We start from the raw sequence: 26,983 nt of genomic DNA, 5'->3' as shown, positions 1-26,983 counted from the left end.
CCGTACGGGTGCTGCCCGCGACGACCGCCGCCGCGCCGGCCGCGCCGCAGGTCGTCGCGTCGCGGTCGCCGCGGGCCACGCCGGGTGGCCGGCCGGTGGCCGGAGATCCGGAGATCCGGCCGACCGCATGCTGCGCGAACCCGCCGGTGCCGACGCCGACAGTGCCGGTGCCGACGCCGCACGGCCCGTCGGCGACGCCCTCGCCGGACTCGTCCGCGCCGGACGGCAGCGACTCCCCGGAGCCCAGCGAATCGCCCACTTCGGCCGCTTCGGAAGGGCCGGACGACACCGCGGAGCCGGACGACGGCGAGAACCGCCGACACCACGCGCGACGGCACTGATCCGATTTATCACGATAAACGACTCGCGGGGCCCGGCCCCGTGGGTCGTTTTTCTCTTATCGTCCCTGGTCAGGGACTCGTGCTGTACCCGTTAGGTCTCAGCTATGACATCCTGGGCTGCCACGCACGGAAGGACACATACACTTCACGCCGATGGACACGACTGTCGCCGACACGTTGATCGGCACAACGATTGACGGGCGCTACCGGATCACCGGTCGCGTGGCCCGTGGTGGCATGGCGACTGTGTACACCGCTGTGGACGACCGACTCGAACGCACCGTGGCGCTGAAAATCATTCACCCGTCGCAGGCGACGAACGTGCACTTCGTCGACCGCTTCACCGACGAGGCGAAGACGATTGCCCGGCTCACCCACCCCAGCGTCGTCGCCGTCTACGACCAGGGCCGCCACCAGGGCCTGCCATATCTGGTGATGGAGTACGTGCAGGGCCGCACCCTGCGCGACCTGCTCACCCAGCGCCGCCGGCTCAACCCGGTCGAGGCACTGGCCATCCTGGAGCAGATGCTCGCCGCCATCGCCGCCGCGCACCGCGCCGGCCTGGTGCACCGCGACGTCAAGCCGGAAAATGTGCTGGTCGCCGAGGCGCCCAGCGGCGGCATCGCCAACCTGGTCGACAGCGTGGCGAAGGTGGCCGACTTCGGCCTGGCCCGCGCGGTCGAGGCCAGCAGCAGCGACGACTCCGGCCAGCTCATGGCCACGGTCGCCTACGTGGCGCCCGAGCTGGTCACCGACGGGCACGCTGACGCGCGCACCGACGTCTACTCGGCCGGCATCGTGCTCTTCGAGATGCTCACCGGCCGGGTCCCGTACGACGGCGACGAGCCGGTCGAGGTCGCCTGGCAGCACGTCGACAACGACGTCCCGGCGCCGTCCGGCATCGTCAAGGGCCTGCCCCCGGTGCTCGACGAGCTCGTCACCCGGGCCACCCGGCGCGACCCGGGCGGCCGCTACACCGACGCGGGCGCGATGCTCTCCGCGGTGCAGGTGGTCCGCGACGACCTGGGCGCGGCGAACGTCGAGACCGCGCTGCTGCGCCAGGTCCCGCCACGGCCCCCGGGCGCCGACGCCACCGCGCTCGTACCCGCGATCACCTCCACCTTCCCGGCCACCGGTGGCAACCGTCCCGGCTGGGCCCGCCTGCCGGAGCAGGGCAACCGCGTCCGCGGCGGCCAGCGCCGGGCCGCCGGGCCGCCGCCGGGGGGCATGGGCGGCGCGGCCCGCCGGCTCGGCGGCGACCCGCGCCGGATCATGATCCTGTCCGCGGTGGTGCTGATGGTGCTCGTCGTCATCGGCAGCACCTGGTGGGTGACCATGGGCCGATACACCGACTCACCGCAGCTGGTGAACATGAGCCGGGCGCAGGCCGAGCAGGCCGCCGCCCGGGAGGGCTTCGAGGTGCGCATCGGCGACGGCGCGTACAGCGAGAACGTCCCCAAGGACGTCGTGCTGAGCCAGGACCCGCCGGCCGCCACCCGGATCATCAAGGGCGGCCCGGTCACGCTCGTCCTGTCGCTGGGCCCGGAGCGCTACCCGGTGCCCGACGTCGTGGGCATGGAGCTGGCCGCGGCCCGCGGCGAGCTGGAGAGCAGCAAGCTCAAGCTCAAGGAAGGCACGGGCAAGTACAGCGACACGATCCCGCAGGGCGTGGTCATCTCCACCGACCCCAAGGCGAATTCGCAGCTCAAGTCCGGCGCCACCGTCACCGTGGTGGTCAGCAAGGGCCGGGCGCCGATCACCGTGCCCGACTTCACCGGCAAGAACATCAACGACGCCCGCGGCCAGGCGCAGGAGCTCGGCCTGACCGTCGTCGAGCAGTACAAGGACAGCAACGAGCCCGGCGACCAGATCATCGATCAGTCCCCGAAGCCGGGGACCGGCGCCGAGAAGGACGACGAGATCAAGCTCGTGGTCAGCAAGGGCCCGCCGCAGGTCGCCGTGCCGGACGTCAACAACCAGCCGTGTCAGCAGGCGAAGCTGACGCTGGAGGGGCAAAACCTGCGGGCCCGCCTCGACTTCAACCCCAACGGCCTGGTCCGGGCCCAGAACCCGCCCGCGGGCACCCCGGTGGCGCCGCAGACCGAGGTGGTGCTGACGTGCGCGTGAGCCAGCCGATCGGCTCACACACGAAGACATCGGGGGGCCTGGCCAAGGCGGCGCTGCCATACGTGGACGCGGCCGGCTCCGAGGCGCTGCAGGTGTACGTCTCGAATTCGCGCGGCTGGGCGCTGCCGCCCGGCGACCCGAAGCAGGACACCCTGTTCCGGGACGGGTGCGGCGAGCGGGGCCTGCCGGCGTATATTCACGCCTCCCTGCTGGTAAACCTGGGCTCCCCCACCGAGCTGACCGTGCAACGGTCGGTGGAGACCCTGGAGCACGCGCTGCGCCGCGGTGCCGCGATCGGCGCGACGGCGGTGGTCTACCACGCGGGCAGCTCGGTCGACCCGGCCCACGACGACAAGGCGCTGCACCAGGTCCGCGAGGCGCTGCTGCCGCTGCTGGACGTGGCCGCGGCGCAGGGCCTGCCGAAGGTGCTGGTGGAGCCGAGCGCGGGCGGCGGGCGCAGCCTGGCCTCGAAGATGCAGGATCTGGGCCCGTACCTGGCGGCCGTGGAGCACCACCCGTGGCTCGGCGTCTGCTTCGACACCTGCCACGCCTGGTCGGCGGGCCACGACCTGGCGACGCCGGGCGGCATGACCGAGACGCTGGACACCCTGGTGGCGACGGCCGGCCCGGGCCGCCTGCAGCTGATCCACGCGAACGACTCGAAGGACGAGTGCGGCTCGACCCGGGACCGCCACGAGACGATCGGCGCGGGCCGGATCGGCACGGCGGCCTTCGCGGAGCTGCTGGCCCACCCGGCGACCGCGGGCATCCCGGTGATCGTGGAGACCCCGTCGGGCAAGGAACACGAGGGCCACGCGGCGGACATCGCGCTGCTGAAGGAGCTCCGCCCGCAGTCGTGACCGAGACCACCGCCGACGACCAGGCGGTGTGAGACTCGTCGCCGGCCCCCCTTGGCACCGGAGCGCACGAACCGGCTACGGTGCTCAAGTAATCGGCTGTTGACTTACCCTCGGCACGGAAGGATGACGGTGACCAAGCAGGCTCTCCTCGTCATGGACGTCCAGAACGCGGTCGTCGCCCGCTATCCCGATCCCGGCTACCTGCCGCGCCTGGGCGAGGCGATCGGCGCGGCCCGGTCCGCCGGCATTCCGGTGATCTACGCGACCGTCGGCTTCCGCCCGGGAGTCCCGGAGATCAGCCCCCGCAACAAGATGTTCGGCGCCCTCGCCCACAACCCGGCAGCAGCGGCGGCCGGCGGCCCGCAGGCCATGGAGATCCACCCGGACGTGGCACCCGAGCGCGGCGACATCCTGGTCACCAAGCGCCGCGTCAGCGCCTTCGCCGGCAGCGACCTCGACATGATCCTGCGCGTCGGCGAGTTCGACCACCTGATCCTCACCGGCATCGCCACCAGCGGCGTCGTGCTGTCCACCCTGCGCCAGGCGGCAGACCTGGACTACAGCCTGACCGTCCTGGCCGACGCCTGCCTGGACTCGGACCCCGAGGTCCACCGGGTCCTCACCGAAAAGATCTTCCCGCAGCAGGCAGCCGTCACCACGGTGGCTAACTGGAAAGCAGCCCCACCAGCACCCTGATCGCTTCGTCGAGCTCGTCGTCACCGACGTCGAGGTGCGTCACCAGCCGCGCGGTCCGCGGGAGCATCGCCGCGATCAGCACCCCCCGCTCGGCGGCCGCCGCGGCCAGCGACGGTGCGTCCAGCGCCGCCTTCGTCAGGTCCAGCGGTACGAGGTTGGTGCGCACCTTCGCCGCCTCGACCACCCCGAGCGGTTCCAGCGCCTCGGCCAGCCGCCGGGCCCGCGCGTGGTCGTCGGCGAGCCGGGTCAGGTGGTGGCGCAGGGCGTGCTGCCCCGCCGCCGCGAGGATGCCGACCTGGCGCATTCCGCCGCCCAGCCGCTTGCGGAGCAGCCGGGCCCGCGCGATGCGCTCCGCGCTGCCCACCACCAGCGAGCCGACCGGCGCGCCGAGGCCCTTGGAGAGGCAGACCGACAGCGTGTCGAACAGCTCCCCGTAGGCCGCGAGCGGCACGGAATCCGCGATGTGCGCGTGCCAGATCCGGGCGCCGTCGCAATGCAGGGTCACGCCCGCCGCGTCGGCCACCGCGCGCAGGCGGCGCAGGGTCTCCAGCGAGACCACCCCGCCGCCGCCGAGGTTGTGGGTCTGCTCGACCGCGATCGCCCGGGTCGGCACCGACGGGAAGCCGGCCGGCCGGATCATCGCCTCGATCTGGTCCACCTCCAGCGTCGCGCCCGTCGACGGCCAGGTGCGGGTGGAGATGCCGCCGAGTGCGGCGGCCGCGCCCATCTCGTACGTGACCACGTGCGCGTCCGCGCCGGCCAGCAGCTCGCCGCCCGGTGGCACGACGAGTTGCAGGGCGATCTGGTTGGCCATCGTGCCGGACGGGGCGAACAGGGCCGCCTCGTGGCCGAACAGCTCGGCCACCTGCCGCTCCAGCTCGTTGACCGTCGGGTCGTCGCCGAAGACGTCGTCGCCGACCGGCGCGGTCGCCATGGCCTCGCGCATCGCCGCGGTCGGCCTGGTGACGGTGTCGGATCGGAGATCAACCACGCAGCATCTCCGCGACCAGGAAGGCCAGTTCGAGGCTCTGCTGGGTGTTCAGGCGCGGGTCGCAGGCCGTCTCGTAGCGGTCCGGCAGGTCGAGATCCTCGATGCCCTGCGCGCCGCCGAGGCACTCGGTGACGTCCTCGCCGGTCAGCTCGATGTGGATGCCGCCCGGGTGGGTGCCCAGGCCGCGGTGCACCTCGAAGTAGCCGAGCACCTCGTCGACCACGCGGTCGAAGTGCCGCGTCTTGTAGCCGTTCGAGGACTCGTGGGTGTTGCCGTGCATCGGGTCGCACTGCCACACCACCTTGGCGCCGGTGGCGGTGACCTTCTCCACGATCGGCGGCAGCGCGTCGCGGACCTTGCCGTTGCCCATCCGGCTGATCAGGGTGAGCCGGCCCGGGATGTTCTCCGGGTTGAGCTTCTCGCAGAGCTCGATCGCCGTCTCGGGGCTGGTGCCGGGGCCGAGCTTGACGCCGATCGGGTTGGCGATGCGGCTGATGAAGTCGATGTGCGCGTGGTCGAGCTGCCGGGTGCGCTCGCCGATCCAGAGGAAGTGCCCGGACAGGCCGTACGCCTTGCCGTCGGAGACCCGGGTCAGCGCGCGGTCGTACTCCAGCGCCAGGGCCTCGTGCGAGCAGTACAGGCTGACCGTGCGCAGCGCCTCGTCCTCGGTCATGCCGCAGGCCCGGATGAAGTCCAGGGCGCGGTCGATCTCGCGGGCGATCGCCTCGTAGCGCTCGCCGGCCGGCGAGGCCCGGACGAAGTCCTTGTTCCAGTCGTGCAGGCCGGCCAGGTCGGCCAGGCCGCCCGACAGGTACGCCCGCAGCATGTTCATCGCCGCGGCGGAGTTCGCGTACGCCCGGATCATGCGCTGCGGATCGGCGACCCGCGCCGCCTCGTTCGCGTCGAGCGAGTTGATCAGGTCACCGCGGTATGCCGGCAGGCCCAGCGAGTCCGTCGGCGCGGACCGGGGCTTGGTGTACTGGCCCGCGACCCGGGCCACCTTGACCACCGGCATCGAGGCGCCGTAGGTCAGCACGACCGCCATCTGCAGCAGCGTGCGGGCGTTGGCCAGCAGGTGGCTCTCGGTGTTGTCGGCGAAGGTCTCGGCGCAGTCGCCGCCCTGCAGCAGGAAGGCGCGACCCTCGCAGACCTCGGCGAGCCGGTGCCGGAGCTGGTCGACCTCGTACGGCGCGACGATCGACGGGACCGTGTCGAGCACGCGGCAGACCGAGGCGACCTCGTCCGGGTCCGCCCACGGCGGCATCTGCAGGCGCGGTAGCTCCCGCCACCTGTCCAGGCCCAGGGCCGAATCCTCGGCGGAGTCGGTCGACGGGCGGGACGTCTGCAGGGCGGTGGTGCCGACCCCGGGATGACTGAGCTGATGCCACTCTCGGCGCATGCCAGGAAGCCTATCCGCGCAGGGAAAGGGGGCGCCGGGAGGATCCCCGGCGCCCCACGATCTAGGAAGTCAGATCTAGGACGTAACTAGTTGAGACCGTTCTTGATCGCGGTGATCAGCTCGCCGTTGCTGGTGTCGCCGGAGAATTCCCAGAAGAACGCGCCGCCCAGACCCTGCTGCTTGGCGTAGGTCATCTTGCCGGCGATGGTGCTCGGGGTGTCGTAACTCCACCAGTTGCTGCCGCACTTGGCGTACGCGGTGCCGCCCACCGTGCCGGTGGCCGGGCAGCTGCCCTTGAGCACCTTGTAGTCCTCGATGCCCGCCTCGTAGGTGCCCGGCGCCGCGCCGGTGGCCGTGCCGCCCGGAGCGGTCTGGGTGACACCGGTCCAGCCCCGGCCGTAGAAGCCGATGCCGAGCAGCATCTTGCTGGCCGGCACGCCCTTGCTCTTCAGCTTCTGGATCGCCGCGTCGGACCAGAAGCCCTGCTGCGGGATGCCGGCGTACGAGGTCAGCGGCGAGTGCGGGGCGGTCGGGCCCTGCGGGGCGAACGCGCCGAAGTAGTCGTAGGTCATCGGGAAGACGAGGTTCAGCTTCGCGATGCCCGCCGCGTAGTCGGCCGCGTCCAGCTTGCCGCCGTTGGAGCCGTCGGCCGAGATCGCCGAGGTGACCAGGAAGTTCTGGCCGAACTTGGTGCGCAGCGCCGAGATGACCCTGTTGTAGGAGTCCGGCCCGCTGGCGTCGCAGGTCAGGCCGCAGGCGTTCGGATACTCCCAGTCGACGTCGATGCCGTCGAAGACGTCCGCCCAGCGGGAGTCCTTGACCAGGTTGTAGCAGGAGTTGGCGAACGCGGTCGGGTTCGCGGCGGCCTGGGTGAAGCCACCGGACCAGGTCCAGCCGCCGAACGACCAGATCACCTTGATGTTCGGGTACAGCTTCTTGAGCTTGCGCAGCTGGTTGAAGGAGCCGCGCAGCGCGCCGGCGTCCCAGGTGTCGGCGACGCCGTCCACACTGTCGGCCGCGGTGTACGCCTTGTCGTAGTCGGCGTACGCGTCACCGATCGAGCACTGGCCGCCGGTGGTGTTGCCGAAGGCGTACAGGATGTGCGTCAGCTTGGCCGCTGAGCCGCTCGTCACCAGGTTCTTGACGTGGTAGTTGCGGCCGTAGACGCCCCACTCGGCGAAGTAGCCGACGACGTTCTTGCCGCCGCCCGGCGGCGTCGTCGGAGGCGTGGTCGGCGGGGTCGTGGGTGGCGGAGTGGTCGGGTCCGTGGTGCCACCACAGGCGCCCTTGTCTGCCCAGACGCCCCACTCGCCGCTGGCGGTCGGGACCTCGTTGGTGGTCCACCACTTCGCGGTGTAGTTCTTCGACTGGTACGAGACGGAGTTGTCCTTGACGTAGACGGCCGAGGCACTCCAGGCGGGGGCACACGCGACGGCGGCGGAGGCCTGGACCGTGGGAATCGCGACGGCCGCGACCACCACGATGACCCCGGCCCACAGCGCGCGGCGGAGGGATTTCTTCACTGCAGTCTCCTCAAGAACAGTTAGGAAACTTTCCAAAGGGAAGTTGAGGAGACGGTAGTCACATCTATGAACATGAGTCAAGAAGGTCATCGCTGATTAAGCGCTGCCTTAACTTTTCCGGCGAGGGCCGCGACGGCGTGCACTCACTCGGGCACAGCGCGTAGTCTGCGGTCATGACCATCTTTGCCGTCGACATCGGCACACTCTCGGGCGGACCGGCCGATATGGATCGCTACCGCGATCATGTCGTCCTGGTGGTCAATGTGGCCTCCCGCTGCGGGCACACCCCGCAGTACGCCGGCCTGCAGCGGCTCGCCGATACCTATGCGGACCGTGGCCTGGTCGTCCTCGGCGTCCCGTGCAACCAGTTCGCCGGCCAGGAGCCGGGCACGGCCGCCGAGATCGAGGACTTCTGCCGGGCGACCTACGGTGTGACGTTCCCGCTCACCGAGAAGGTGGATGTGAACGGGCCCGGGCGCCATCCGCTCTACCGGGAGCTGATCGGCGACGGCCCGGACATCGGCTGGAACTTCGAGAAGTTCGTGGTCGGCCCGAGCGGCGCGGTCGCCGCCCGGTTCGCACCGGGTACCGACCCGCAGGACGGCGAACTCGTCGCCGTCATCGAGAAACTACTCCCTCGCTGAGCCGCGGATGAGCCTCCACGTGATCGGCGTCGACGCGTACGCCCTGGGCTGGGTGGGGGTCGAGCTGCGCGACGGCGGCTTCGGCCGGGCGATGCTGGCGTCCACCCTGTACGAGATCGTCGCGGGCAGCTCCGGCGCGGCCGTGATCGGCGTCGACATCCCGCTCGGCATGCTCCCCGACCGCTGGCGCGCCGCGGACACCCTCGCCGCCGACCAGCTCGGCCCGCGGCGCGGCAGCGTCTTCCGGGTGCCGCCGCGCGCGGTCTGGCAGGAGGGCGACTTCGCCGCCGCCAACCGGCTCTGCCGCGAGCTCACCGGCGCAGGGCTCAGCCGCCAGTCCTGGGCGATGCGGCCCAAGCTGCTCGAGGCCAACGCCATCTGGGAACGGCACCCGGGGCTGCTCTTCGAGGCCCACCCGGAGGTCTCGTTCCGGCAGATGGCGGGCGAGCCGCTGGCGTACGCGAAGAAGACCTGGACCGGGCAGGCCCGCCGCCGGCAGTTGCTGGCCCGGCACGGCATCGTGCTGCCCGACCAGCTCGGACCGGCCGGTCAGGCCCCGCCCGACGACATCCTGGACGCGGCCGCAGTGGCCTGGAGCGCGCACCGGATGGCGACCGGGGCGGCCCAGAGCCACCCCAGCCCGCCCGAGGAGAACGAAGGCAGCCGGATCGCCATCTGGTATTGAGTCAGGCCGACTGCGCGGCGATCTCCCGGGCCCGGTCGCGGGCCGCCTCCAGGGCGGCCAGGAACGCGGCGCGCACCCCGTGCTTCTCCAGCTCGCGGATCGCCGAGATGGTCGTGCCGGCCGGGGAGGTGACCGCCTCGCGCAGCTTCACCGGGTGCTCGCCCGAGTCGCGCAGCATCACGGCCGAGCCGATCGCGGTCTGCACGATCAGCTCGTGCGCGACCTGGCGCGGCAGCCCGAGCAGGATCCCGGCGTCGATCATCGCCTCGACCAGCAGGTAGAAATACGCCGGTCCGGAACCGGACAGCGCGGTCACGGCATCCTGCTGGGCCTCCGGCACCCGCATCGTCTTGCCCAGCGGCTGGAAGATCTCCTCGGTCAGCGCCAGGTGCTCGTCGGTCGCGTACGGGCCCGCCGAGATCACCGTCATCGCCTGATCCACCAGCGCCGGGGTGTTCGTCATGACCCGCACCACCGGAATGCCGCCCGGCAGCCGCTCGGTGAAGAAGCTCGTCGGCAGGCCCGCGCAGAGCGAGATCACCAGCTTGCCCGGCGGGATCTTCATGCCGAACTCGTCGAGCAGCCGGCCCGCGTCCTGCGGCTTGACCGCCACCAGCAGCACGTCGGCCTGGGTGACGGCGGTGAGGTTGAGGGTCGGCCGGATGCCGTAGCGCTCGGCCAGCTCGGCGGCCCGCTCCGGGCGCCGGGTGGTGGCGATGAGCTGGTTGGCCGGCCAGCCGGCCCGCAGCAGGCCGGACAGGACCAGCTCGCCGAGCTTGCCGGCGCCGATCACCGCGATCAAATGATTGCCCATCGGGGACCCTTCGGAATGGGAAAAGGGGACGACCGACGGCCGCCCCCTTCTCTCGATATCAACTCAGCTGCCGAAAAAGACCTCGGCCTCGTCGTACCGCGAGATCGGAACGGTCTTGAGCTCGCCGGTGCCGTCGGCGAGCGGGACGCGGACGATGTCGGTGCCACGCAACGCCATCATCTTACCGAAATCACCCTCGTGGACGGCGTCGATCGCCTGCAGACCGAACCGGGTCGCGAGAACCCGGTCGAACGCGCTGGGCGTGCCGCCACGCTGGATGTGACCGAGGACGACCGTGCGGGCCTCCTTGCCGGTCTTCTCCTCCAACTGCTGGGCCAGCCACTGGCCGATGCCGCCGAGGCGGACGTGGCCGAACGCGTCGAGCTCCTGGTTCTGCAGCGACATCTGGCCCTCGAGCGGCTGCGCGCCCTCGGCGACCACGACGATCGGGGCATACTCGACCTGGAAGCGCTTGGTCACGTAAGTGGCCACCTGCTCCACGTCGAAGTTGCGCTCCGGCAGCAGGATGACGTTGGCGCCGCCGGCGAGGCCGGCGTGCAGCGCGATCCAGCCGGCGTGCCGGCCCATGACCTCGACCACCAGGGTGCGGTGGTGCGACTCGGCCGTGGTGTGCAGCCGGTCGATGGCCTCCATCGCGATGTTGACCGCGGTGTCGAAGCCGAAGGTGTAGTCCGTGGCGTTCAGGTCGTTGTCGATCGTCTTCGGCACGCCGACGACGTTCACGCCCAGATCGTTGAGCTTGGTCGCGACGCCGAGAGTGTCCTCGCCACCGATCGCGACGAGCGCCTCGACGCCCTGCTCGGCCAGGTTGGCCTTGATCCGCTCAACCCCGCCGTCGATCTTGAACGGGTTGGTGCGGGAAGAGCCCAGGATGGTGCCGCCGCGCGGCAGGATCCCCCGGACCTCGGCGATGCCGAGGGGCTTCGTCAGGCCCTCCAGGGGGCCCTTCCACCCGTCGCGGAATCCGACGAACTCGTGTCCGTAAGTGGCTACGCCCTTACGGACCACCGCCCGGATCACCGCGTTCAGACCGGGGCAGTCTCCGCCGCCGGTGAGCACGCCGATGCGCATGATTACTCGTCCTCCCTGATCGGGTCGCGAGCCTGCCCGCCTTCACAGCAGACGGTCGTCCGGCTGCGTTGCCGGGGTCCCGGGGCGGGCCGCAAGCGCACTGTAGTCGCCAACCGCAGCCCGGACCAAAGCGGCCCGCCTCCCCGAACCCAGCCGTGTCAGCATGCACCTCAACGCGTGCCCGGTTCGGCATTTCCCGCCGCGTCCGTGCCTTGGTGCGAAGAACTCAAACCGGATGTCGTGCCCGGTTGCCCGGTGCCGACCGGAATTTGATCTCGATCTGGAGCCGGACCGTCAGCCGCCCATGGCGCGCCAGCGGGCCAGGTTGTGTTTCGCGTCCACCAGCGCGTCGTGCCTGCCCTGGGCGGTCGGCAGGGTCGGGCGGCCGAGGTCGTCCCAGCGCTGGCGGAGGTCCTTGGTGAAGCGGGGGATCTCGCGCGGCAGCGCCGGCATCGCACCCCAGAGCTGGGCCAGCGCCACGTGGTCGTAGGCCGCATACCAGGCCCAGAGCTCGATCGGCTCGTCGCGGCCCTGGATCGGCTCGCGGAGGAACTCGTAGAGGTCGTCGCGGATGCGCTCGCGGGAGCGCCATGCCGGGTCGGCCGGGGACGGCAGCTTGTCGAGCACGTTGCGGCGGACCCAGGGCACCGCCCGGGAGTCGTCGAACTCGGTCGAGACCGCGTAGAACTCGCGGCCGAACTCGTCCACCATGCCGATCGAGACCAGGTCTACCGTGCGCCCGTCCTCGATGAATTCGCAGTCGTAGAAATACCGGTAGGCCATCGCGGACATCCTTGCCTATGCCGCGCCGGTCGTCTCCGCCAGGGCCTCCTTGGCCCGCTCCAGCGCCTCGCGGGCGCCCTCCTGGTCGCCGCGGACGAGGCGTCGCGCCGACCAGTCGGCCTGCACCGCCCAGCGGAAGCGCAGCAGGACCGGGAGCGCCGCGTGCAGTTCGTCCTCGGCGACCGGGCTCGCCGCGAGGTAGCCGTCCAGGAGCTCGGCCGAGGTGTCCGTGCCGCCCGCGTAGACCACCGCCGCCGCCACGTCGTAGAGCAGCGGGCCGGTGCCGCTGGCCCCGCAGTCGAGCAGGCCCGCGCGGCCGGTCGCCGGGTCGACCAGGAAGATCTCCGGGGCCGGGTCGCCGTGCAGCACGCCGTAGGTCAGCCGGTCGGTGACCGTGAGCCTGGTCATCGCCGTCACCGCCTCGGTGACCGCCGGGCGCAGCCAGGGCTGGATCGCCAGGTGCGCCGCCTCCGGGTCGAGCAGCTTCCAGCGGCGCAGGCCGGGGTGGTGGAAGCCCTGCAGCGCCCTGTGCACCGCGCCCAGGCGGTCGCCCCAGAACTGCTGGTCGATCGGGTCGCGGCCGTCGAGGGTACGGCCCGGCGCGCGGCGCAGCACGGCCAGCGCACCGGCCGGGGTCTCCGCGGTGAGGCCGCCGGAGAGCGTTCGCACCGGCTCGCCCGCTTCGATGCCGGTGCTCCGCAGGTGCCCGGCCGCGGCCAGGCCCGCCTCGACGGGCTGGCGCGCGGCGGGGTCGGCCAGGCGCGCCACGAAGCGCTCGCCGCCCGCGGTCACGTCCCAGCCGTGCGACAGCAGGCCCCCGGGCAGCGCCGTGATCTCGGCCGGTACGAGGTGCCACCGGTCGCGCAATGTCGATCGAAGAAGGTCGTCATCCGGCACGGCGGCGATTATCCCGGTACAGCCTGTATTGATGACGGACACGGTGGGCGACAGTCACGGGGGGCGATTGGAGGGTGTACAGATAGCTACAGGAGCGGGATGATCGTATGCGTCTGCTGGATGTATCAAATGGCGTCGACGGTGCTCTTCATGCTAAGAGTGATCGTTCGCGTCGTGGGGCCGGCGCCGGACAACTATGTCCACGGGGGTCCCGATCGGGGAGGGACTGACCGTGGATCATCGACTGGCAGAGCAGGGCGACGCGCTCACCGGCGTGGAGATGTTCGCCGGACTGGAGCCGGACGTCCGCCAGCGCGTCATCGCGGCCGCTGTTCCGCGCACATACCGCAAGGGCCAGATCCTCTTCGTCGAGCACGACCCCGGCGATTCGCTGATCATCCTGCGCCGCGGCGCCATCGCCGTGTTCCGCACCGCGCCGACCGGCGAGCGGGCCGTGCTCACCGTGGTCCGCCCGCCCGACGTGCTCGGCGAGGTTTCCCTGCTGGACGCGCTGACCCGCTCGGCGTCGGCCGAGGCGATCGAGGACAGCCAGGCGCTGGCCCTGTCCCGGGTCGCGTTCATCGATCTGGTGCACTCCAACCCGCGCATCCTGGACGCGGTGATGCGCTCGGTGGGCGCGCTGATCCGCCGGCTCACCGAGCAGAACGCCGACCACGTCTTCCTGGACCTGCCCGGCCGGGTGGCCAAGACCCTGGTCCGGCTGGCCGGGGAGAGCCAGGCGCCGATGATCACCATTGAGCTGAACCAGAGCCAGCTCGCGGAGATGGCGGGCGGCTCCCGGCAGAGCGTGAACCAGGCGATCGGCTCGTTCGCCAGCCGCGGCTGGCTCCGCACGGAGGGCCGCCGCATCGTCGTCACCGACGTGTCAGCCCTCCGCCGCCGAGCCGGCATGGCTGATAAGTAGGTCTCGCCTCCGGCTCGACGGGACTGCGCCCCTCGAGGTCGGTGTCGAGGCCACCGAAAAAGACCACGGCAAAGAGCGCCTAGTCTTTTTCGGCGCCCTCGACACCGACGGGCGCAGTCCGACTTTGGTTGCGGCCCTCGGTGGGCGCGGTGGGGGCGACGATGGCGGTCTTCAGGGACGCGGCGTAGACGTCGACGTACGGGCGGCCGGTGAGGGTCATCAGCTCGTACATGATCTCGTCGGTGACCGCGCGCTCGACGAAGCGGTCGCCGACCGACGGCGCGTACCGGGAGAAGTCCAGCGGGGCGCCGAAGCGGATCTTGACCCGCTTGACCTTCGGGATCAGCTTGCCGGTCGGCTGGATCTCGTCGGTGTTGAGCAGCGCGACCGGCACGACCGGCGCGCCGCTCTCCAGGGCCAGCCGGGCCACGCCGGTCTTGCCGCGGTAGAGCCGGCCGTCCGGCGAGCGGGTGCCCTCGGGGTAGATGCCCGCGATGTTTCCGCCGCGCAGCACCCGCAACTGGGTGTCCAGGGCCGCCCGGGCCGCCTTCCCGCCCGAACGGTCCACCGGGATCGTCCCCGTGCTGACGAAGAACTGTCGCATGAGCCAGCCTTTGATCCCCTTGCCGGTGAAGTACTCCGCTTTGGCGACGAACGTCACCCTCCGATTCACCAGCAACGGTGTGAAGATCGAGTCGGAGAAGGAGAGGTGGTTGCAGGCCAGGATCACGGGCCCAGATCCCGGAACGTGCTGCAGCCCCTCCACATCGGGGCGGAAGACACATTTCAGGACAGGTCCCAGCACGACGTACTTGAGCAGCCAGTAGAACACCGGTGTCCTTTCCCGCGCGCCGCGGTCGTGCGGCAACCGAAAGCGTACGAAGCGGGAGCGGCACGCCACAACGCACTCCCGGAACCGGCATGTCTCGTGTCACCATTCAAGGCACGGTCGGCCGGGCGCAGCTGAACGGGTACCGACATCCGCCGGACGAGGCGGGCACAACGCGCGACGGCGCGAAGCGAGGAGTGAGCAGGGTGGCAGCGGGTGGCGCCCGTCGCGGGCGGCGGGACAACGGGCTCGACGCGGCCGACTATGCGGCCGCGGGCGACGTGGATCCCCGCGTCGGTGAGCACCTCCTGGACGTGCTGGCCGCCGGCGGCATCGCCGCATACCTGCAGCCCTCCGCCGACCTCAACCCGATCCTGCGCGCCACCACCTTCCCGGCCCGGCCCACCGACCGGCTCTACGTCGACCGCACCCACCTCGACACGGCCCGCGAGCACCTCAACAAGCTGACCGGCGGCGCCGGCCACACCGCGCCGCCCCCCAAGTCCGACACCCGCACCGACCAGGGCACCGTGGACGCCGAGTGGGCCAAGATCGTCGCGGGCTTCCACACCCCGACCGACCCGACGGCCCCGCCGTGGCCCGCGTCGGAGGGCGTCGACCCGACCCGCGCGCCGGACCCGCCGCCGAACGACCCACCGGAACAACCCCGTCAGCCGGGCGGCAAGCTGCCGTCGGCCGCCGACTTCTCCGGCGTCTCGCTGAACCGCCGCCGCACCGACGAGCCGTCCCTGCTCGACGGGCTCGACACGTTCGGCAGCGGCATCGACGACGACAGCGAGGGCGAGGACGACGACCGCTACACCCCGCCGCCCCCGCCGCCGCTGCCACACATCTCGAAGTACGCGATCGCCGGCGTCATGGGCGTTGTGCTGGGTTTCGTGCTGTTCCTGTTCCCGTGGCTGCTGCCGATCGAGCGCAATTTCGTGACCCTGATCGGCTTCACCGCCATCGTCGGCGGCGCGGTGACCCTGGTCTGGCGGCTGCGCTCGGGCGACGACGACGATGACTTCGACGACGGCGCGGTCGTCTGACGAGGCATAGATCACTGACGTTGTTTCGCTGGGTAGCCATCGCGTAACCTTTCGTGGATGCGCCAGAGCTCGCTCGTGGTCGTCGCCAACCGCCTCCCCCTGGACGACAGCTCCGCCCCGGACGGCGCGTGTGAATGGCGGCGCAGCCCCGGCGGTCTCGCCAGCGCCCTGCACGCGATCCTGCAGCAGACCCCGGCGACCTGGGTCGGCTGGAACGGCGGCATCGACAGCGCGCCCGCCCTGCCCGACATCGGCACCCTGCGGATCCGCCCGGTCGCACTGTCCGAACAGGAGCTCCGCGGCTATTACGAGGGCTTCGCCAACTCCACCCTCTGGCCGCTCTACCACGACGCCGTCGAGCAGCCCGTCTTCGACCGGGGCTGGTGGGAGACCTACCGGGACGTGAACCGGCGCTTCGCCGAGACGGCCGCCGAGGTCGCCGAGCCCGGCGCCGCGGTCTGGGTCCAGGACTACCACCTGCAGCTCGTCCCCCAGCTGCTGCGCGAGCTGCGCCCGGACGTCCTCATCGGCTTCTTCCTGCACGTGCCGTTCCCGCCGCCGGAGCTGTTCATGCAGCTCCCCCGCCGGACCGAGTTGCTGGGCGGGATGCTCGGCGCGGACCTGGTCGGCTTCCAGCGCCCGCAGGCCGCGCACAACGTCGCCCAGCTCGCCACCAAGCTGCTCGGCGCGCGCGTCACCGACGACCAGATCACCCTCGACGGCCGCGAGGTGCGCACCGGCGCGTTCCCCGTCTCGATCGACGTCAGCGAGATGGAGGCGCTCGCCGCGCGCCCCGACGTGGTCCAGCACGCCAAGCAGTTACGCACCGACCTGGGCCAGCCGCGGCGGGTGCTGCTCAGCGTCGACCGGCTGGACTACACCAAGGGCATCGAGCACCGCCTGACGGCCTACAGCGAGCTGCTCCGGGACGGCCGGGTCAAGGTCCACGAAACCGTCATGGTGCAGGTGGCCGTGCCGAGCCGGGAACGCGTGGACAGCTACCGGGTGCTGCGGGACCGGATCGAGGGCGAGGTCGGCCGGATCAACGGCGAGTACGGCCGCGTCGGCGAGCCGGCCATCCACTACCTGAACCAGCCGTTCGACCGCGCCGACCTGGCCGCGCTCTACCAGACCGCCGACCTGATGGTGGTGACCCCGCTGCGCGACGGCATGAACCTGGTCGCCAAGGAGTACGTGGCCGCCCGCGCCGCCGGCACCGGCGCGCTGGTGCTCAGCGAGTTCGCCGGGGCCGCCGCCGAGCTCGAGGACGCGTTCCTGGTCAACCCGCACGACGTCGACGGCCTGAAGGCGACGCTGCTGCGCGCGATGGACGCCGACCCGGCCGACCTGCAACGCCGGATGCGGGCGATGCGCGAGCACCTGGCCCGCTGCGACATCCTGGCCTGGGCCCGCGCCTACCTGACCGCCCTGGACCACACCGGGCGGCTGGCGGAGGGCCTACGCCGCTAGCTCCTTGGTCAGCCAGTCCAGGATCGCGTCGATCGGCTCCCGCCAGTCGGTGTCGAGCATCAGGTCGTGGGCCATCCCGGGGAACAGCAGCGGCGCACCGCCGAACCGGCCCGCCGTACGGTCCAGCGCCTGCCGCGGCACCACTCGGTCGTCCGGGCTGCCCACCACCAGGACCGGCGGGTCGCCGACCGGCGCCGCCGGCGGGCTCGCGAAGAGCATCTGCCGGTAGACCTTGGCCGGGGTGCGCACCAGCTTCGCCCGGTAGTCCTCGGCTCCCGGCAGGTCCGCGCTGAAGAGCTGCCGACGGCTCAGCCGGGGCGCCGCACCGACCAGCGCCGGCAGCGTGCCGAACGGATTGGCCTGCAGCGCGGCACCCAGCGCCGACCAGCCCGCCGGCACCGGCGCGGCCAGCACCGCGGCCCGGGCCGGATAGCGGGCCAGCGCGTGCGCCACCACGAGCGCGCCCGCGCCGTGACCCACCAGCACGGCCTGTCGCGGCAGGCCCGCGGCCACCTGCACCACGTCGTGCACGTACGCCCGCAGCGACCCGTTCGCCCGCGGGCTCACCGACCAGGCCGGGTAACCCCGCGACGCGGTGTGCGCCAGCCAGTGCTCGGCGAACGCCCACGCCCCATGGGCCAGCCCCGGCACGAACAGCACCGGCGGGTTGTCCCCGGCGGGTTCCGGCAGGGCGCTGAGCACCTCCCGCTCGACCGGCGGCACCGGCGACGTCCAGTCGGTGAACCGCAACACCTGCGACCTCATGCGGGCTCCAGCTGCTTCAGAAGGTCTTCCAGAGCGCGCAGGTAACCGGTGTGGCTGACCTCGAACCAGTGCCGTGACGACGGCACCAGCCGCAGCCGCGTCCACGACCGCAGCGGCCGTGCCGACTCCTTCTGCTGCACCGCGGCGGCCCGGACCGGGTCGTCCACCCGCAGGCGCAGCCAGCGGGCCACGGCGACGCTCTGCCAGTGCGCGAGCGGGAACAGCCCGGCGTCGGGCTGCAGCAGCCCGATCACGGCGAGCGTCGGGTGCTTGCGGGCGAACGCGTGCAGGTGCAGATCGGGCTTGCCGTCGGTATCGATGTCGAGCAGGTCGGGGTCGAGGAACTCGAACCGGGGCAGATAGCCGGTCGCGGTGATGACCAGGTCGGGCTCGACGCGCCGGCCGTCGGCCAGCTCCACAGTCGACCCCTCGAGGCCGGTCACGTCCGGGACCGGGGTGATCCGGCCGTGGCCCAGGTAGTAGACGAGCTGGCTGTTGACCACCGGGTGGCTCTCGTACGGGCGGTGGTCGGGCCTGGGCAGGCCGAACCGGGTGAAGTCGCCGACGGTGAGCCGCAGCGTGCGGTGATACATCCACTGGCGCAGCCACAGCGGCAGGCGCAGTTGCAGCATCTTGTCGTTGACCTGGTCGGCGGGGCGGCCGAGAACATACTTGGGCGCGTACCAGTAGCCGCGCCTGGTCGAGTGCCAGACCGCGCTCGCCTGCTGGGCGGCCTCGACGGCGATGTCACAGCCGGTGTTGCCGCCGCCGACGACGAGCACCTTGCGCCCGCGCAGCTGCGCCGGGTCCTTGTACGCCGACGAGTGGATCACCTGCCCCCGGTAGGCCGAGGTGTCCAGGGGCAACGCCTTCGGCGACCAGTTGTGCCCGTTGGCGATGACCACGGCCGCATATCGCTGCACCCGCTCCGCGCCGCCGCCGGTGCTGCGGGTGGTGACGTCCCAGCGCCCGTCGCCGACCGGCGTGACGGAGACGACCTCGGTGCCGAACCAGATGCTGTCGCCGAGGCCGAAGTGCTCGGCGTAGCGCTCCAGATAGCTCAGCAGGCGGCTGTGGTGCGGGAAGTCGGGCCAGTCATCCGGCATCGGAAAGTCCGGGAACTCGGTGAGCGGGCGGGATGAAATGAGGTGGGTCGAGGCGTACACCGGGCTGCGGTCGTGCCGCCAGTTCCAGGCGCCGCCGACCGAGGTCTCGCGCTCGTAGCAGTCAACGGCGAAGCCCTGCTCGCGCAGGTTCTTGATCGCCGTGAGGCCGCAGCCGCCGGCGCCGATCACACAGACCGCGTCGTGCCGGTCCGCGATGTCAGGGGTGTCGGGCACCCGGAGATACTCGCAGAAGCGAGGGCTACTCGGAAGGTAGGGCCAGTTCGGCCAGGACGGGCAGGTGGTCGCTGGCCCGCCGGGCCTGCTCGGTCTCCACGACCTCGTAGCGCTCGACCTCGATCTCCGGCGACACGAAGAGCCCGTCGAGGCGCAGCCGGGGCAGGGTGGCCGGGAAGGTGAGGGCCGGGGAGGCGGCCCCAGCGGTGTCGGTGAGGCCGTCGGCGATCGTCCGCCAGGCGCCCCCGCCCGGACCCTCGTTGAGATCACCGGCCGCGATCAGCGAGCCTTCGACCGCCGACAGCGCTTCCTTCCAGCGGGCCGCCTGATCCGGCCGCTCCCGGGCGTCGGTGGCCAGGTGCGAGCCGGAGACCGTGAACTGCGCCCCGCGCACCGAGCACCGGGCGAACGCGGCCCCGCGCAGGTGCCGGCCGGGCGTCAGCGGATACCGCAGGTTCCACTGCTCGTGGACCCGTACCCGCAGGCTGACCAGGATCAGGTTGCCCAGCGACGGCAGGCCGCCGGTGGCCACGACCAGGCCGAAGTCGTTGGCCAGGGCCGCACACTTGGACCGCCAGCGAAACCGGCGCGGCGCCTCCTGCACGACGACGACATCCGGGGCGAGGTCGCGGACGAGCCCGGTCAGGGCCGCCCGATCGTCGCGCAGGCCGTGCACGTTGTAGCTCAATACCCGCAGCGGGACCCCGGACACTCGTCACTCCCTCGTCACTGGTCAGATGTGCCGGGCGAGATCGGCGGCGCCGAGCACACCCGCCGTGTTGCCGGTCTCGGCTGCCCGGATCTCCGCGACCGGGAACCGGCCCCGCTGGGCCAACTGGTCCCGGTAGGTCCGTTCGGTCGGCCCCATCAGCAGCTCACCGGCGTCGATCACGCCGCCGCCGACCACCAGCACCTGCGGGTCGAAGACCTGGGCCAGATCGGCCATCGCGACCCCGAGCCAGTAGCCGATCTGCGCGAACGCGTCCCGGGCCACCCCGTCGCCACCCTGCGCGGCCTGGGTGATCATCCGCCCGCTGATCGCGCCGGCGTCACCGCCGGCGAGACCGAGCAGCAACGACGCCCGGTCCGGCTCCTGCCGCGCACCGGCCTGCGCGAAACGGACGAGGGCGTTGCCGCTGGCATACTGCTCCAGGCAGCCGAGCCGCCCGCAGCCGCAGGGATGCCCGTCGTTCACGGACTGGATGTGCCCAAGCTCGGCGGCGATACCGTTGGCGCCCCGCCACAACCCACCGTTGATCACGATGCCACCACCGATGCCGGTGCCCACGGTGATCATCACCATGGAGTCGTCGGCCTGCCGCGCGGCGCCGTACCGGAACTCGGCCCAGGCGGCGACGTTGGCGTCGTTCTCCAGAACGGTGGGCAACCCGACGGCCTTGGCGACGTAATCCCGCACCGGCTCATCCCGCCAGGCGAGATTCGGCGCGAAGAGGACGGTGGCCCCGGCGGCGTCGATCCAGGCGGCGGCGCCGATCCCGACGGCCTTGGCCTCGGGATACGCGGCGGCCAACTCGGCGGCGACCGCCACGATGGTGTCCCGGGTGCCGGCCGGATCCTCGGCCGGCGTCTCCCGCCGGGTCTGCGCGAGCACCACACCGTGGTCGTCCACCACCCCGCCGGCCACCTTCGTCCCACCGACGTCGACTCCGATGGTCAGCGTCACGCTGCCCGTCCCCTCTGTTGTGTCACACCGCGTCGCCGGCCCGGGCAGCGCCGCCCGGAACGGCACCACGGCCCTCGGCCGCCGAAGCAGCCGGCGCAGTGCCCGGAACATCATGATCCACGCTGAGCCCATCCGCCACGCCGGTATCACCGGCCGTGTCGCTGTCCGCGGCGGTCGCCGCCGCCCAGACATCGATGCCCCAGACCTTTCCGGCACCGGCGCCGGCTTCCCCAACCTTCCCGGTACGGGCACCGGCGCCCTCAGACGCAGCAGCGGGGTCCCGGATCGGCTCACGGCCGGCGCGTCCCGCACGGTCCGTAGCCGGTTCCGCATCCGCAGAGGCAGCGACCTGCGCGCTCGCACCGTCCGCTGCGGCCATGCCGGCCTCCGCAGACACCGCAGCCGAGCCCCGGACCCCAGCCAGCTCCGCATCCGCAAACGCAGCGGCCTCCGCGCTCGCACCGCCCGCTGCGGCCGTGCCGGCCGTGCGCGTGGGGGCGGGCCGCCTCGGCGCGCGGGTCGCCGCCGCCCAGGGATCGCCCTGCCGCCGGACATCAGCGGCCGACATGCCGGCACCATCGGTCTGGGCCTGGGTATCCACCGACCCAGCGGCGCCGGTTCGGTCCGCGGTATCAGCCAGCCCGGTGGCGTCGGTCTGGGTGGCCGCTTGTGCTGCCGCCGCTCGGGCCGTCGCGTCCGTCGGCGCGGCGGCTCGTGCTGCCGGCGCGTCGGCCGGCTGGGGCCGGGGAGCGCGTGTTGCCGCCGTCCACGGGTCGTCGCCCTCGCGAACCTCGTGGTGCGGCGGGGTGCTGTCGGCCGGGGTGGTCCTGCGGGTCGCCGCCGACCAGGCCTGGTCGGGTGTCGTCGTCGGCCGAGCCGGCGGCTTGCGCCGATTCGAACCGCCCGTCGTGCCGGCCACCACCGAGAAGGCACGGAGCAGACTCGCCACCCCGCTGGCGAACTCACCCGCGCCCGTCGCCAGACGTTCCGCCTGCTCAGGACTCGGATCCCGGACCCCGGCGATGGCCCGGCAGATCGGACACACGCAGCATTCCGCACTGCCCGTGGACCAACCGCCAAACCCACCCAGAACGTCCCACAGCTGTTGACCGGCACCCTGCTGCCGGCCATGTCCACGCCCGGCGGCACCGTCTTTTTCGGTGCTGCCTTTTTCGGTGCTGCGCTGCCCGCCGCCGTGCTGCCCGGCATCCTGCCGGGCACCGCTGCCTCGCGGGTCGGTGCTTTGCCGGTCGGCGCCGTGGTGACCGCTGTCCTCCGCAGCACGACCCTGCCCGCCGGCGCCGTACTCGCCGTCGGTGTGGTCGGCGGAGTCGCGGTGCTGGCGCGGGGTGGCGGGGGGCGGGTTGTCGGAGGCACCGCCCAGGAACTGGCCGACCAGACCGGAGATCATGTCGGTCAGCCCCGGCGAACCGGCGGATTCGCGGTCCTTCGGTGCGTCGCCCAGTCCTGCCTGGGACGCCATGGCGAGCACCGTGGCGACCAGCCGTTCGGCCTCCTGGCGTGCCGTTCCCGTGGCCTCTGCCATGTCCTGCTCCCCCTGCTCGCGCGCCCGCCGGTTGCGGCGCGGCCGCCCGCCCGGCTATGCCTTGGCGAGGCTCTCGACGCGGCGTTTGAGCTCCTTCAACGCCGTATCCATGATCATTTTCTCGGCCTTGCGACGGAACATGCCCAGCATGCCGATGGAGAGCTCCACCTCCAGCATGTACGTCACGGTCGTCGTTCCGTCACCGTTGTCGGCCAGGTCATAGGAGCCGTTGAGGGTGCGCTGCATCTTCGACGGCGCGACCAGGTGCCACTCGATCCGCGACAGATCCTCCGCGTACGCGTAGTCCAGCGCGTAGTCGTCGGCGAGCGGACCCGCGTCGATGACGAACCGGACCTGGGCGGCGTAACCGTCCTCGTACTCCTCGAGAACCTCGACCTGCTTCAGCGCGTCCGCCCACTCGGGGTAACGCGGGAAATCGCAGATCACCGCGGCCACCTGAGCAAGGGGCGCCTGGACCTGGATCGACTGCGTCGAGGTGTCCGCCATGGCTGGCAGGTTACCCGGTGCATGCCCCGATCCGGACCACCGGGCACCACCCATCGACGGGCCGATTCCGCCCGGCCCGGACCGGCCGGCTCGGCTCGCCCCCTGCCGCACTCCGCTCCCGGCCGAGCGACGGCCAAAAGCCCCCTGGGAGACGTCTGCTTTGCCGGCGGTCAGCCACCTGCCAAGCGCCCCGAAGCGGTCGGTGCCTCGTTCGAGTGCCTTTGTCGGTGAGGTGCCGCGGAGCTGACCTCACCGACGGCCAGCACCATGCACGGACCCATGACAGGCACCCCCATGACCTTCCAGCCGGCCCCCGGCCCACCACCCGTCCGGGCCTGTTTCGGGACGCCACCGTGCTCCGCCGAGTCGCCGATGGGCCGTTGTCACAGGGTGCGGCTACGATCCGTCACGTGCCAGCCTCAGCCAGCTTCCCCGCGCGCGTCCATCCGCTCGCGGTGGCGGCCCGCCTCATCGTGCTCGCCCTGGTCGCGGCCCTCACGCTCATCGCCACCCGGGATCCCGGCCAGCTGCGCTGGATCGCGTTGCTGCTGGTCGCCGCCCTGCCGGCGTTCTTCGCCCCCGACCATCGGATCGCCGCGCCGCTCGGGCGGTTCGCCGAGGTCGCGATCACCGGGCTGGCCGCCGGGTCGGTCGCCGCTGCCGCGAACGCGACCATCTCCGCCGGCTTCGGTGCCGAGGCGATCCTGCCCTACCTCGTCGTTCCGCTGCTCACCGCCGGTTTGCAGCGCCGGGCGACCGAGGGCGCCGCGCTGCTCGGGGTCGCGACCGTGGCGATGGTCGTCGGCGGGCTGGTGGTCGGCGACGGCGACGCGGTCATCCTGCAGCCGGGCTACCTGGCCGCGTGCGGTCAGTGGCTGGTGCAAGGCGCGATCATCACCTTCGCGGCCGACACGATGCGGCAGCTCATGACCCCGGTGGAAAACAAACCGCAGCCGTACGCGGAGGCCACCCGACTCCTGACCCAGCTACGCAGCGTGGCCCGTTCGTTGCCCGGCGCCACGCTCGACCCCGGCGGCATCTCCGAGCACCTCCTGGAGGAGCTTCGCCAGGTCGCGCCCGGTCATCGCGCGGCCGTGCTGTCCGCCAGCGGCGGCGGGCGGCTCGTGGTGCTGGCCCAGACCGGCGCCGAGCGGGTCGACTGGGAGGTCACCCTCGACGCCGACTCCGCGATCGCCGACGCGTGGGCCTCGCAACAGCCGCAGACCGCCTCGCGCTCGCAGGCCCGGTCGCATCAAGGCGGGGACGCCTCGTCGCTGGTCGTGCCGCTGGTCGCCGGGGTGCGCACGATCGGGCTGGTGATCCTCGAGGCCGACGTGCTGAGCGCATACCCGTCCGCGGTCGTCGCCCGGGTCACCGAGGTGACCGGCCCGGCCGCGCTGCGGCTGGAGGCCGCGCTGCTCTTCGACGACGTGCGGTCGCTGGCGACCAATGAGGAACGTCAGCGGCTGGCCCGCGAGATCCACGACGGCGTGGCCCAGGAGCTGGTCATGGTCGGATACGGCATCGACAACGCGCAGGCGACCCTGCCCGAGGGCGCCGACGAGACCGCCGAGGAGCTGCGCACGCTGCGCGGCGAGGTCACCCGGGTGATCACCGAGCTGCGGCTGAGCCTCTTCGAGCTGCGCTCCGAGGTGGACCGCAACGGCGGGCTCGCCGCGGCCATCGCCGAATATGCCCGGACCCTGGGCACGTCGGCCGGCTTGCGGGTGCACTTCACATTCGACGAGTCAACGGCCCGGCTGCCGGCCGCGACGGAGGCCGAATTGCTGCGCATCGCCCAGGAGGCGATCACCAACGCCCGCAAGCACGCGGGCGCCGCCAACCTGTGGGTGACGTGCACGGTCGACCCCCCGTACGCGGAGATCGAGGTCACCGACGACGGCAAGGGCTTCGCAGATGATCGTCCGGACGGGCGCTACGGCCTTGCGATCATGGCCGAGAGGGCGGAACGTATCCGGGGTCGGCTAGAGATCAGACCGCGACACCCCAGCGGGACAACCGTTGCGGTAGTGCTCGGAACCTCGGCTCGGCGCGATAGCGTGCGGGATAGCGTTTCCGCACCAGAAGGGGAGTAACCCGAGCATGTCGACCAGTCCGATGCCGACGACCCGCACCAAGGTGCTGCTCGTCGACGATCACGACCTGATTCGTAAGGGGCTGCGGCACGCGTTCGAGCGGGACCGGCAGTTCGAGGTCGTCGGGGAGGCCGCCACGGCCGCCGAAGCAGTCCGGCAGGCCGGCGCGTTGCAGCCGGACGTGGTCATCATGGACCTGCGGCTGCCCGACGGCAGCGGCCTCGAGGCAACCCGCGCGTTGCGCAAGAACAACGCCAACATGGGCATCGTGGTCCTCACCATGTACGCGGGCGACGACCAGCTCTTCGGCGCACTCGAGGCCGGGGCCAGCGCGTTCGTGCCCAAAACCGCCCCGGCCGACGAGGTCGTGGCCGCCGCGCGGCACGCCGCGTCGGCGCCGAGCGCATTCACCGCGGCCGACCTCGCCGAGGCCATGAAGCGGCGCCTGGCACCGTCCGGCCCACAGCTCTCGCCCCGCGAGGGCCAGGTGCTGCGCCTGCTGGCCGACGGCATGAGCGTGGCCGGCATCGCCAAGCAGCTGTTCGTCAGCGAGTCCACGGCCAAGACCCACATCTCGAAGCTGTACGAGAAGCTGGGCGCGGCAAACCGGGCCCAGGCGCTGATGACGGCGCTGCGGCTGGGCCTGCTGGAGGCCCCGGACGCTCCGAAGTTCTAATTTCCTCACGGCATCCGCCCGTCAACCTCGCTGAGGGTGGCGGGCGGATCCGCCTTTCCGGGCATTCAACTGGCATCTTGGGCGTTTCCGGACGCTACTTATTTTCAGCTCCATCGAGCCGCGATCGACCTACCCAAATGGGCGATTTTTCTACTCAATGCCTACAGGCGGCCAGGCGTCCAGGCGGCGGGGTCGCCAGTGCGGCGGACGAAGGCAGCGGCCTGAAGCTCAAGCGCACCTGACGGCAAGATGGCGACAGAAGGCAGCGGCCCGAAGCTCAAGCGCACCTGACGGCAAGATGGCGACAGAAGGCAGCGGCCCGAAGCTCAAGCGCACCTGACGGCAAGACCGCGACAGAAGGCAGCGGCCCGAAGCCCAAGCGCACCAGGCGGCGACAGAAGGCAGCGGCTCGAAGCTCAAGCGCGCTTGGCGGTGAGGCGGCGGGCGGCCAGGTAAGCCTCGCAGCCGAGACAGAGGCCAAAGGCCGCGTTGAGAAAGGCAGCCAGCAACCCGAACCCCGCGAACGCCACCCCCACGCCGGGAGCACCGGACAGGTAGCCCACCGACGCGACAGCCAGGAAGGCGAAACCGACAAGCTGCGCGAAACGGACCGGCGCGGCATCCTCCCGCTCGGTCGCCGGCCCGAGCCGATGCGCCACCAGGTAGCGGTAGAGCAGGGAATACGGTCCGCGGCGCGGGTCAGCGGCGGTGATCGCGAACACGACGGTCTGAACAAGCGCCAGCCATCCCCACCCGGTGGCGAGCACAACGACAAGCACGGCGGTGGTCAGCGCCGCGGCGAAACGCGGCCCACGCGGATCAAGCTGCATGCGGTGAGCGTCGCACGCTTCGACGCCACCAGCGCAGTGAGTCCCGTCACCGCCGCGCAGGTGCAGATTCGCAGGTCAGACACATCGCCGGCCGCTTCTGCGCTTCGCGCCGCTCAGCGTGCGCACGATGGGACGCCCGCCCGAGATGCGCAGGAGGGCGGCGTCAGACGTCCCGGGAAGCGATCGGCGCCGGATTCGTCAAGCCGCACCGGGCCGTGGCCGTGGCGTGCCGCACCGGACCGTGACGTGCCGGGCCGTGACGTGCCGGSCCAGGCCGGGCCGTGACGTGCCGGGCCAGGCCGGGCCGGGCCGTGACGTGCCAGGCCGGGCCGTGACGTGCCGGGCCAGGCCGGGCCGTGACGTGCCGGGCCGGGCCAGGCCGTGACGTGCCGGGCCRGGCCGTGGCGTGCC

The 26,983-nt window shown here is 71.7% G+C and carries 27 protein-coding genes; 10 read left to right on the top strand and 17 right to left on the bottom strand.

Annotated features, from left to right (window positions below; translation table 11 throughout):
* A partial coding sequence (locus tag DMB66_RS25285; protein WP_199752622.1) for a hypothetical protein occupies nucleotides 1–259 on the bottom strand: 259 nt, incomplete at its 3' end.
* A 235-nt stretch (nucleotides 260–494) separates the two neighbouring features.
* Between DMB66_RS25285 and pknB the strand changes: the two genes are divergently transcribed.
* The 3 genes from pknB to DMB66_RS25270 all read left to right on the top strand — a co-directional run bounded on the left by pknB (nucleotide 495) and on the right by DMB66_RS25270 (nucleotide 4,024).
* A complete protein-coding gene (gene pknB / locus DMB66_RS25280; RefSeq protein ID WP_125806611.1) occupies nucleotides 495–2,468 on the top strand; it encodes a Stk1 family PASTA domain-containing Ser/Thr kinase in 1,974 nt (657 codons plus the stop codon).
* Nucleotides 2,459–3,328 (top strand): deoxyribonuclease IV, encoded by an 870-nt coding sequence (locus DMB66_RS25275; RefSeq protein ID WP_199752621.1) that lies wholly within the window; start codon nucleotides 2,459–2,461, stop codon nucleotides 3,326–3,328. The genes pknB and DMB66_RS25275 overlap by 10 nt, the downstream gene beginning before the upstream one ends.
* 129 nt (nucleotides 3,329–3,457) lie before the next feature.
* Nucleotides 3,458–4,024 (top strand): cysteine hydrolase family protein, encoded by a 567-nt coding sequence (locus DMB66_RS25270; RefSeq protein WP_125806610.1) that lies wholly within the window; start codon nucleotides 3,458–3,460, stop codon nucleotides 4,022–4,024.
* On the opposite strand, the gene DMB66_RS25265 is transcribed toward DMB66_RS25270, so the two are convergent.
* From DMB66_RS25265 to DMB66_RS25255, 3 genes are all read right to left on the bottom strand, one after another.
* Nucleotides 3,993–5,015: a low specificity L-threonine aldolase gene (locus tag DMB66_RS25265; RefSeq protein ID WP_125806609.1), complete on the bottom strand. Its 1,023-nt coding sequence runs from the start codon at nucleotides 5,013–5,015 to the stop codon at nucleotides 3,993–3,995. The two genes, DMB66_RS25270 and DMB66_RS25265, sit on opposite strands and share 32 nt — an antisense overlap.
* The gene (locus tag DMB66_RS25260) at nucleotides 5,008–6,414 is read right to left on the bottom strand and encodes a class II 3-deoxy-7-phosphoheptulonate synthase (protein ID WP_125806608.1); all 1,407 of its coding nucleotides are present in this window, start codon (nucleotides 6,412–6,414) and stop codon (nucleotides 5,008–5,010) included. The genes DMB66_RS25265 and DMB66_RS25260 overlap by 8 nt, the downstream gene beginning before the upstream one ends.
* Before the next feature lie 86 nt (nucleotides 6,415–6,500).
* A complete protein-coding gene (locus DMB66_RS25255; protein WP_125806607.1) occupies nucleotides 6,501–7,937 on the bottom strand; it encodes a glycosyl hydrolase family 18 protein in 1,437 nt (478 codons plus the stop codon).
* A 173-nt stretch (nucleotides 7,938–8,110) separates the two neighbouring features.
* On the opposite strand from DMB66_RS25255, the gene DMB66_RS25250 reads away from it, so the two are divergent.
* On the top strand, nucleotides 8,111–8,581 hold the full coding sequence (locus tag DMB66_RS25250) for a glutathione peroxidase (RefSeq protein ID WP_125806606.1): 471 nt from the start codon (nucleotides 8,111–8,113) through the stop codon (nucleotides 8,579–8,581).
* Nucleotides 8,582–8,588: 7 nt separating this feature from the next.
* Nucleotides 8,589–9,266: a DUF429 domain-containing protein gene (locus DMB66_RS25245; RefSeq protein WP_125806605.1), complete on the top strand. Its 678-nt coding sequence runs from the start codon at nucleotides 8,589–8,591 to the stop codon at nucleotides 9,264–9,266.
* A gap of 1 nt (nucleotide 9,267) precedes the next feature.
* On the opposite strand, the gene proC is transcribed toward DMB66_RS25245, so the two are convergent.
* The 4 genes from proC to DMB66_RS25225 all read right to left on the bottom strand — a co-directional run bounded on the left by proC (nucleotide 9,268) and on the right by DMB66_RS25225 (nucleotide 12,852).
* The gene (gene proC, locus DMB66_RS25240; RefSeq protein ID WP_125806604.1) at nucleotides 9,268–10,080 is read right to left on the bottom strand and encodes a pyrroline-5-carboxylate reductase; all 813 of its coding nucleotides are present in this window, start codon (nucleotides 10,078–10,080) and stop codon (nucleotides 9,268–9,270) included.
* A gap of 63 nt (nucleotides 10,081–10,143) precedes the next feature.
* Nucleotides 10,144–11,172 carry a 6-phosphofructokinase gene (locus tag DMB66_RS25235; protein WP_125806603.1) on the bottom strand — a complete coding sequence of 343 codons (1,029 nt, stop codon included), beginning with the start codon at nucleotides 11,170–11,172 and terminating at the stop codon, nucleotides 10,144–10,146.
* Nucleotides 11,173–11,466: 294 nt separating this feature from the next.
* The gene (locus DMB66_RS25230) at nucleotides 11,467–11,955 is read right to left on the bottom strand and encodes a polyadenylate-specific 3'-exoribonuclease AS (RefSeq protein WP_125806602.1); all 489 of its coding nucleotides are present in this window, start codon (nucleotides 11,953–11,955) and stop codon (nucleotides 11,467–11,469) included.
* Nucleotides 11,956–11,970: 15 nt separating this feature from the next.
* Entirely contained in the window at nucleotides 11,971–12,852 is an 882-nt protein-coding gene (locus tag DMB66_RS25225; protein ID WP_199752620.1) for a phosphotransferase enzyme family protein, read from the bottom strand.
* Between the two features lie 232 nt (nucleotides 12,853–13,084).
* Here DMB66_RS25225 and DMB66_RS25220 point away from each other — a divergent pair, with 232 nt between their 5' ends.
* Nucleotides 13,085–13,777 carry a Crp/Fnr family transcriptional regulator gene (locus DMB66_RS25220; RefSeq protein ID WP_125806600.1) on the top strand — a complete coding sequence of 231 codons (693 nt, stop codon included), beginning with the start codon at nucleotides 13,085–13,087 and terminating at the stop codon, nucleotides 13,775–13,777.
* Nucleotides 13,778–13,856: 79 nt separating this feature from the next.
* Here DMB66_RS25220 and DMB66_RS25215 read toward each other — a convergent pair whose 3' ends face one another.
* Complete coding sequence (locus DMB66_RS25215) at nucleotides 13,857–14,609, bottom strand: 1-acyl-sn-glycerol-3-phosphate acyltransferase (RefSeq protein WP_125806599.1); 753 nt, start codon at nucleotides 14,607–14,609, stop codon at nucleotides 13,857–13,859.
* Between the two features lie 203 nt (nucleotides 14,610–14,812).
* Here DMB66_RS25215 and DMB66_RS25210 point away from each other — a divergent pair, with 203 nt between their 5' ends.
* Nucleotides 14,813–15,658 carry a DUF308 domain-containing protein gene (locus tag DMB66_RS25210; protein ID WP_125806598.1) on the top strand — a complete coding sequence of 282 codons (846 nt, stop codon included), beginning with the start codon at nucleotides 14,813–14,815 and terminating at the stop codon, nucleotides 15,656–15,658.
* Between the two features lie 57 nt (nucleotides 15,659–15,715).
* Nucleotides 15,716–17,128, top strand: a complete 1,413-nt coding sequence (locus DMB66_RS25205) for a trehalose-6-phosphate synthase (RefSeq protein ID WP_125806597.1) — start codon at nucleotides 15,716–15,718, stop codon at nucleotides 17,126–17,128.
* Here DMB66_RS25205 and DMB66_RS25200 read toward each other — a convergent pair.
* The 6 genes from DMB66_RS25200 to DMB66_RS25175 are packed head-to-tail and all read right to left on the bottom strand — an operon-like array spanning nucleotide 17,117 to nucleotide 22,970.
* Nucleotides 17,117–17,893: an alpha/beta hydrolase gene (locus DMB66_RS25200; protein ID WP_125806596.1), complete on the bottom strand. Its 777-nt coding sequence runs from the start codon at nucleotides 17,891–17,893 to the stop codon at nucleotides 17,117–17,119. The genes DMB66_RS25205 and DMB66_RS25200 overlap by 12 nt on opposite strands.
* Nucleotides 17,890–19,233 (bottom strand): NAD(P)/FAD-dependent oxidoreductase, encoded by a 1,344-nt coding sequence (locus DMB66_RS25195; RefSeq protein WP_125806595.1) that lies wholly within the window; start codon nucleotides 19,231–19,233, stop codon nucleotides 17,890–17,892. The genes DMB66_RS25200 and DMB66_RS25195 overlap by 4 nt, the downstream gene beginning before the upstream one ends.
* Before the next feature lie 25 nt (nucleotides 19,234–19,258).
* Nucleotides 19,259–19,945 (bottom strand): endonuclease/exonuclease/phosphatase family protein, encoded by a 687-nt coding sequence (locus tag DMB66_RS25190; protein ID WP_125806594.1) that lies wholly within the window; start codon nucleotides 19,943–19,945, stop codon nucleotides 19,259–19,261.
* A gap of 21 nt (nucleotides 19,946–19,966) precedes the next feature.
* Nucleotides 19,967–20,917: an ROK family glucokinase gene (locus DMB66_RS25185; protein ID WP_125806593.1), complete on the bottom strand. Its 951-nt coding sequence runs from the start codon at nucleotides 20,915–20,917 to the stop codon at nucleotides 19,967–19,969.
* A 22-nt stretch (nucleotides 20,918–20,939) separates the two neighbouring features.
* Nucleotides 20,940–22,463 (bottom strand): hypothetical protein, encoded by a 1,524-nt coding sequence (locus tag DMB66_RS25180; protein WP_125806592.1) that lies wholly within the window; start codon nucleotides 22,461–22,463, stop codon nucleotides 20,940–20,942.
* A 54-nt stretch (nucleotides 22,464–22,517) separates the two neighbouring features.
* Complete coding sequence (locus DMB66_RS25175) at nucleotides 22,518–22,970, bottom strand: SRPBCC family protein (RefSeq protein WP_125806591.1); 453 nt, start codon at nucleotides 22,968–22,970, stop codon at nucleotides 22,518–22,520.
* A gap of 410 nt (nucleotides 22,971–23,380) precedes the next feature.
* Between DMB66_RS25175 and DMB66_RS25170 the strand changes: the two genes are divergently transcribed.
* Entirely contained in the window at nucleotides 23,381–25,066 is a 1,686-nt protein-coding gene (locus tag DMB66_RS25170) for a GAF domain-containing sensor histidine kinase (protein WP_125806590.1), read from the top strand.
* Nucleotides 25,067–25,073: 7 nt separating this feature from the next.
* On the top strand, nucleotides 25,074–25,742 hold the full coding sequence (locus DMB66_RS25165; protein ID WP_023359837.1) for a response regulator: 669 nt from the start codon (nucleotides 25,074–25,076) through the stop codon (nucleotides 25,740–25,742).
* Between the two features lie 416 nt (nucleotides 25,743–26,158).
* Here the strand turns inward: DMB66_RS25165 and DMB66_RS25160 are convergent, their stop codons facing one another.
* Together DMB66_RS25160 and DMB66_RS64015 are read right to left on the bottom strand one after the other, a co-directional pair.
* Complete coding sequence (locus DMB66_RS25160) at nucleotides 26,159–26,572, bottom strand: DUF4395 domain-containing protein (RefSeq protein WP_125806589.1); 414 nt, start codon at nucleotides 26,570–26,572, stop codon at nucleotides 26,159–26,161.
* Between the two features lie 198 nt (nucleotides 26,573–26,770).
* A partial coding sequence (locus DMB66_RS64015; RefSeq protein WP_370319139.1) for a hypothetical protein occupies nucleotides 26,771–26,983 on the bottom strand: 213 nt, incomplete at its 5' end.

Source organism: Actinoplanes sp. ATCC 53533, from assembly GCF_003947245.1.
Note: the sequence above shows the minus strand (reverse complement) of the source record. Positions and strands in the feature narration are given on the sequence as shown.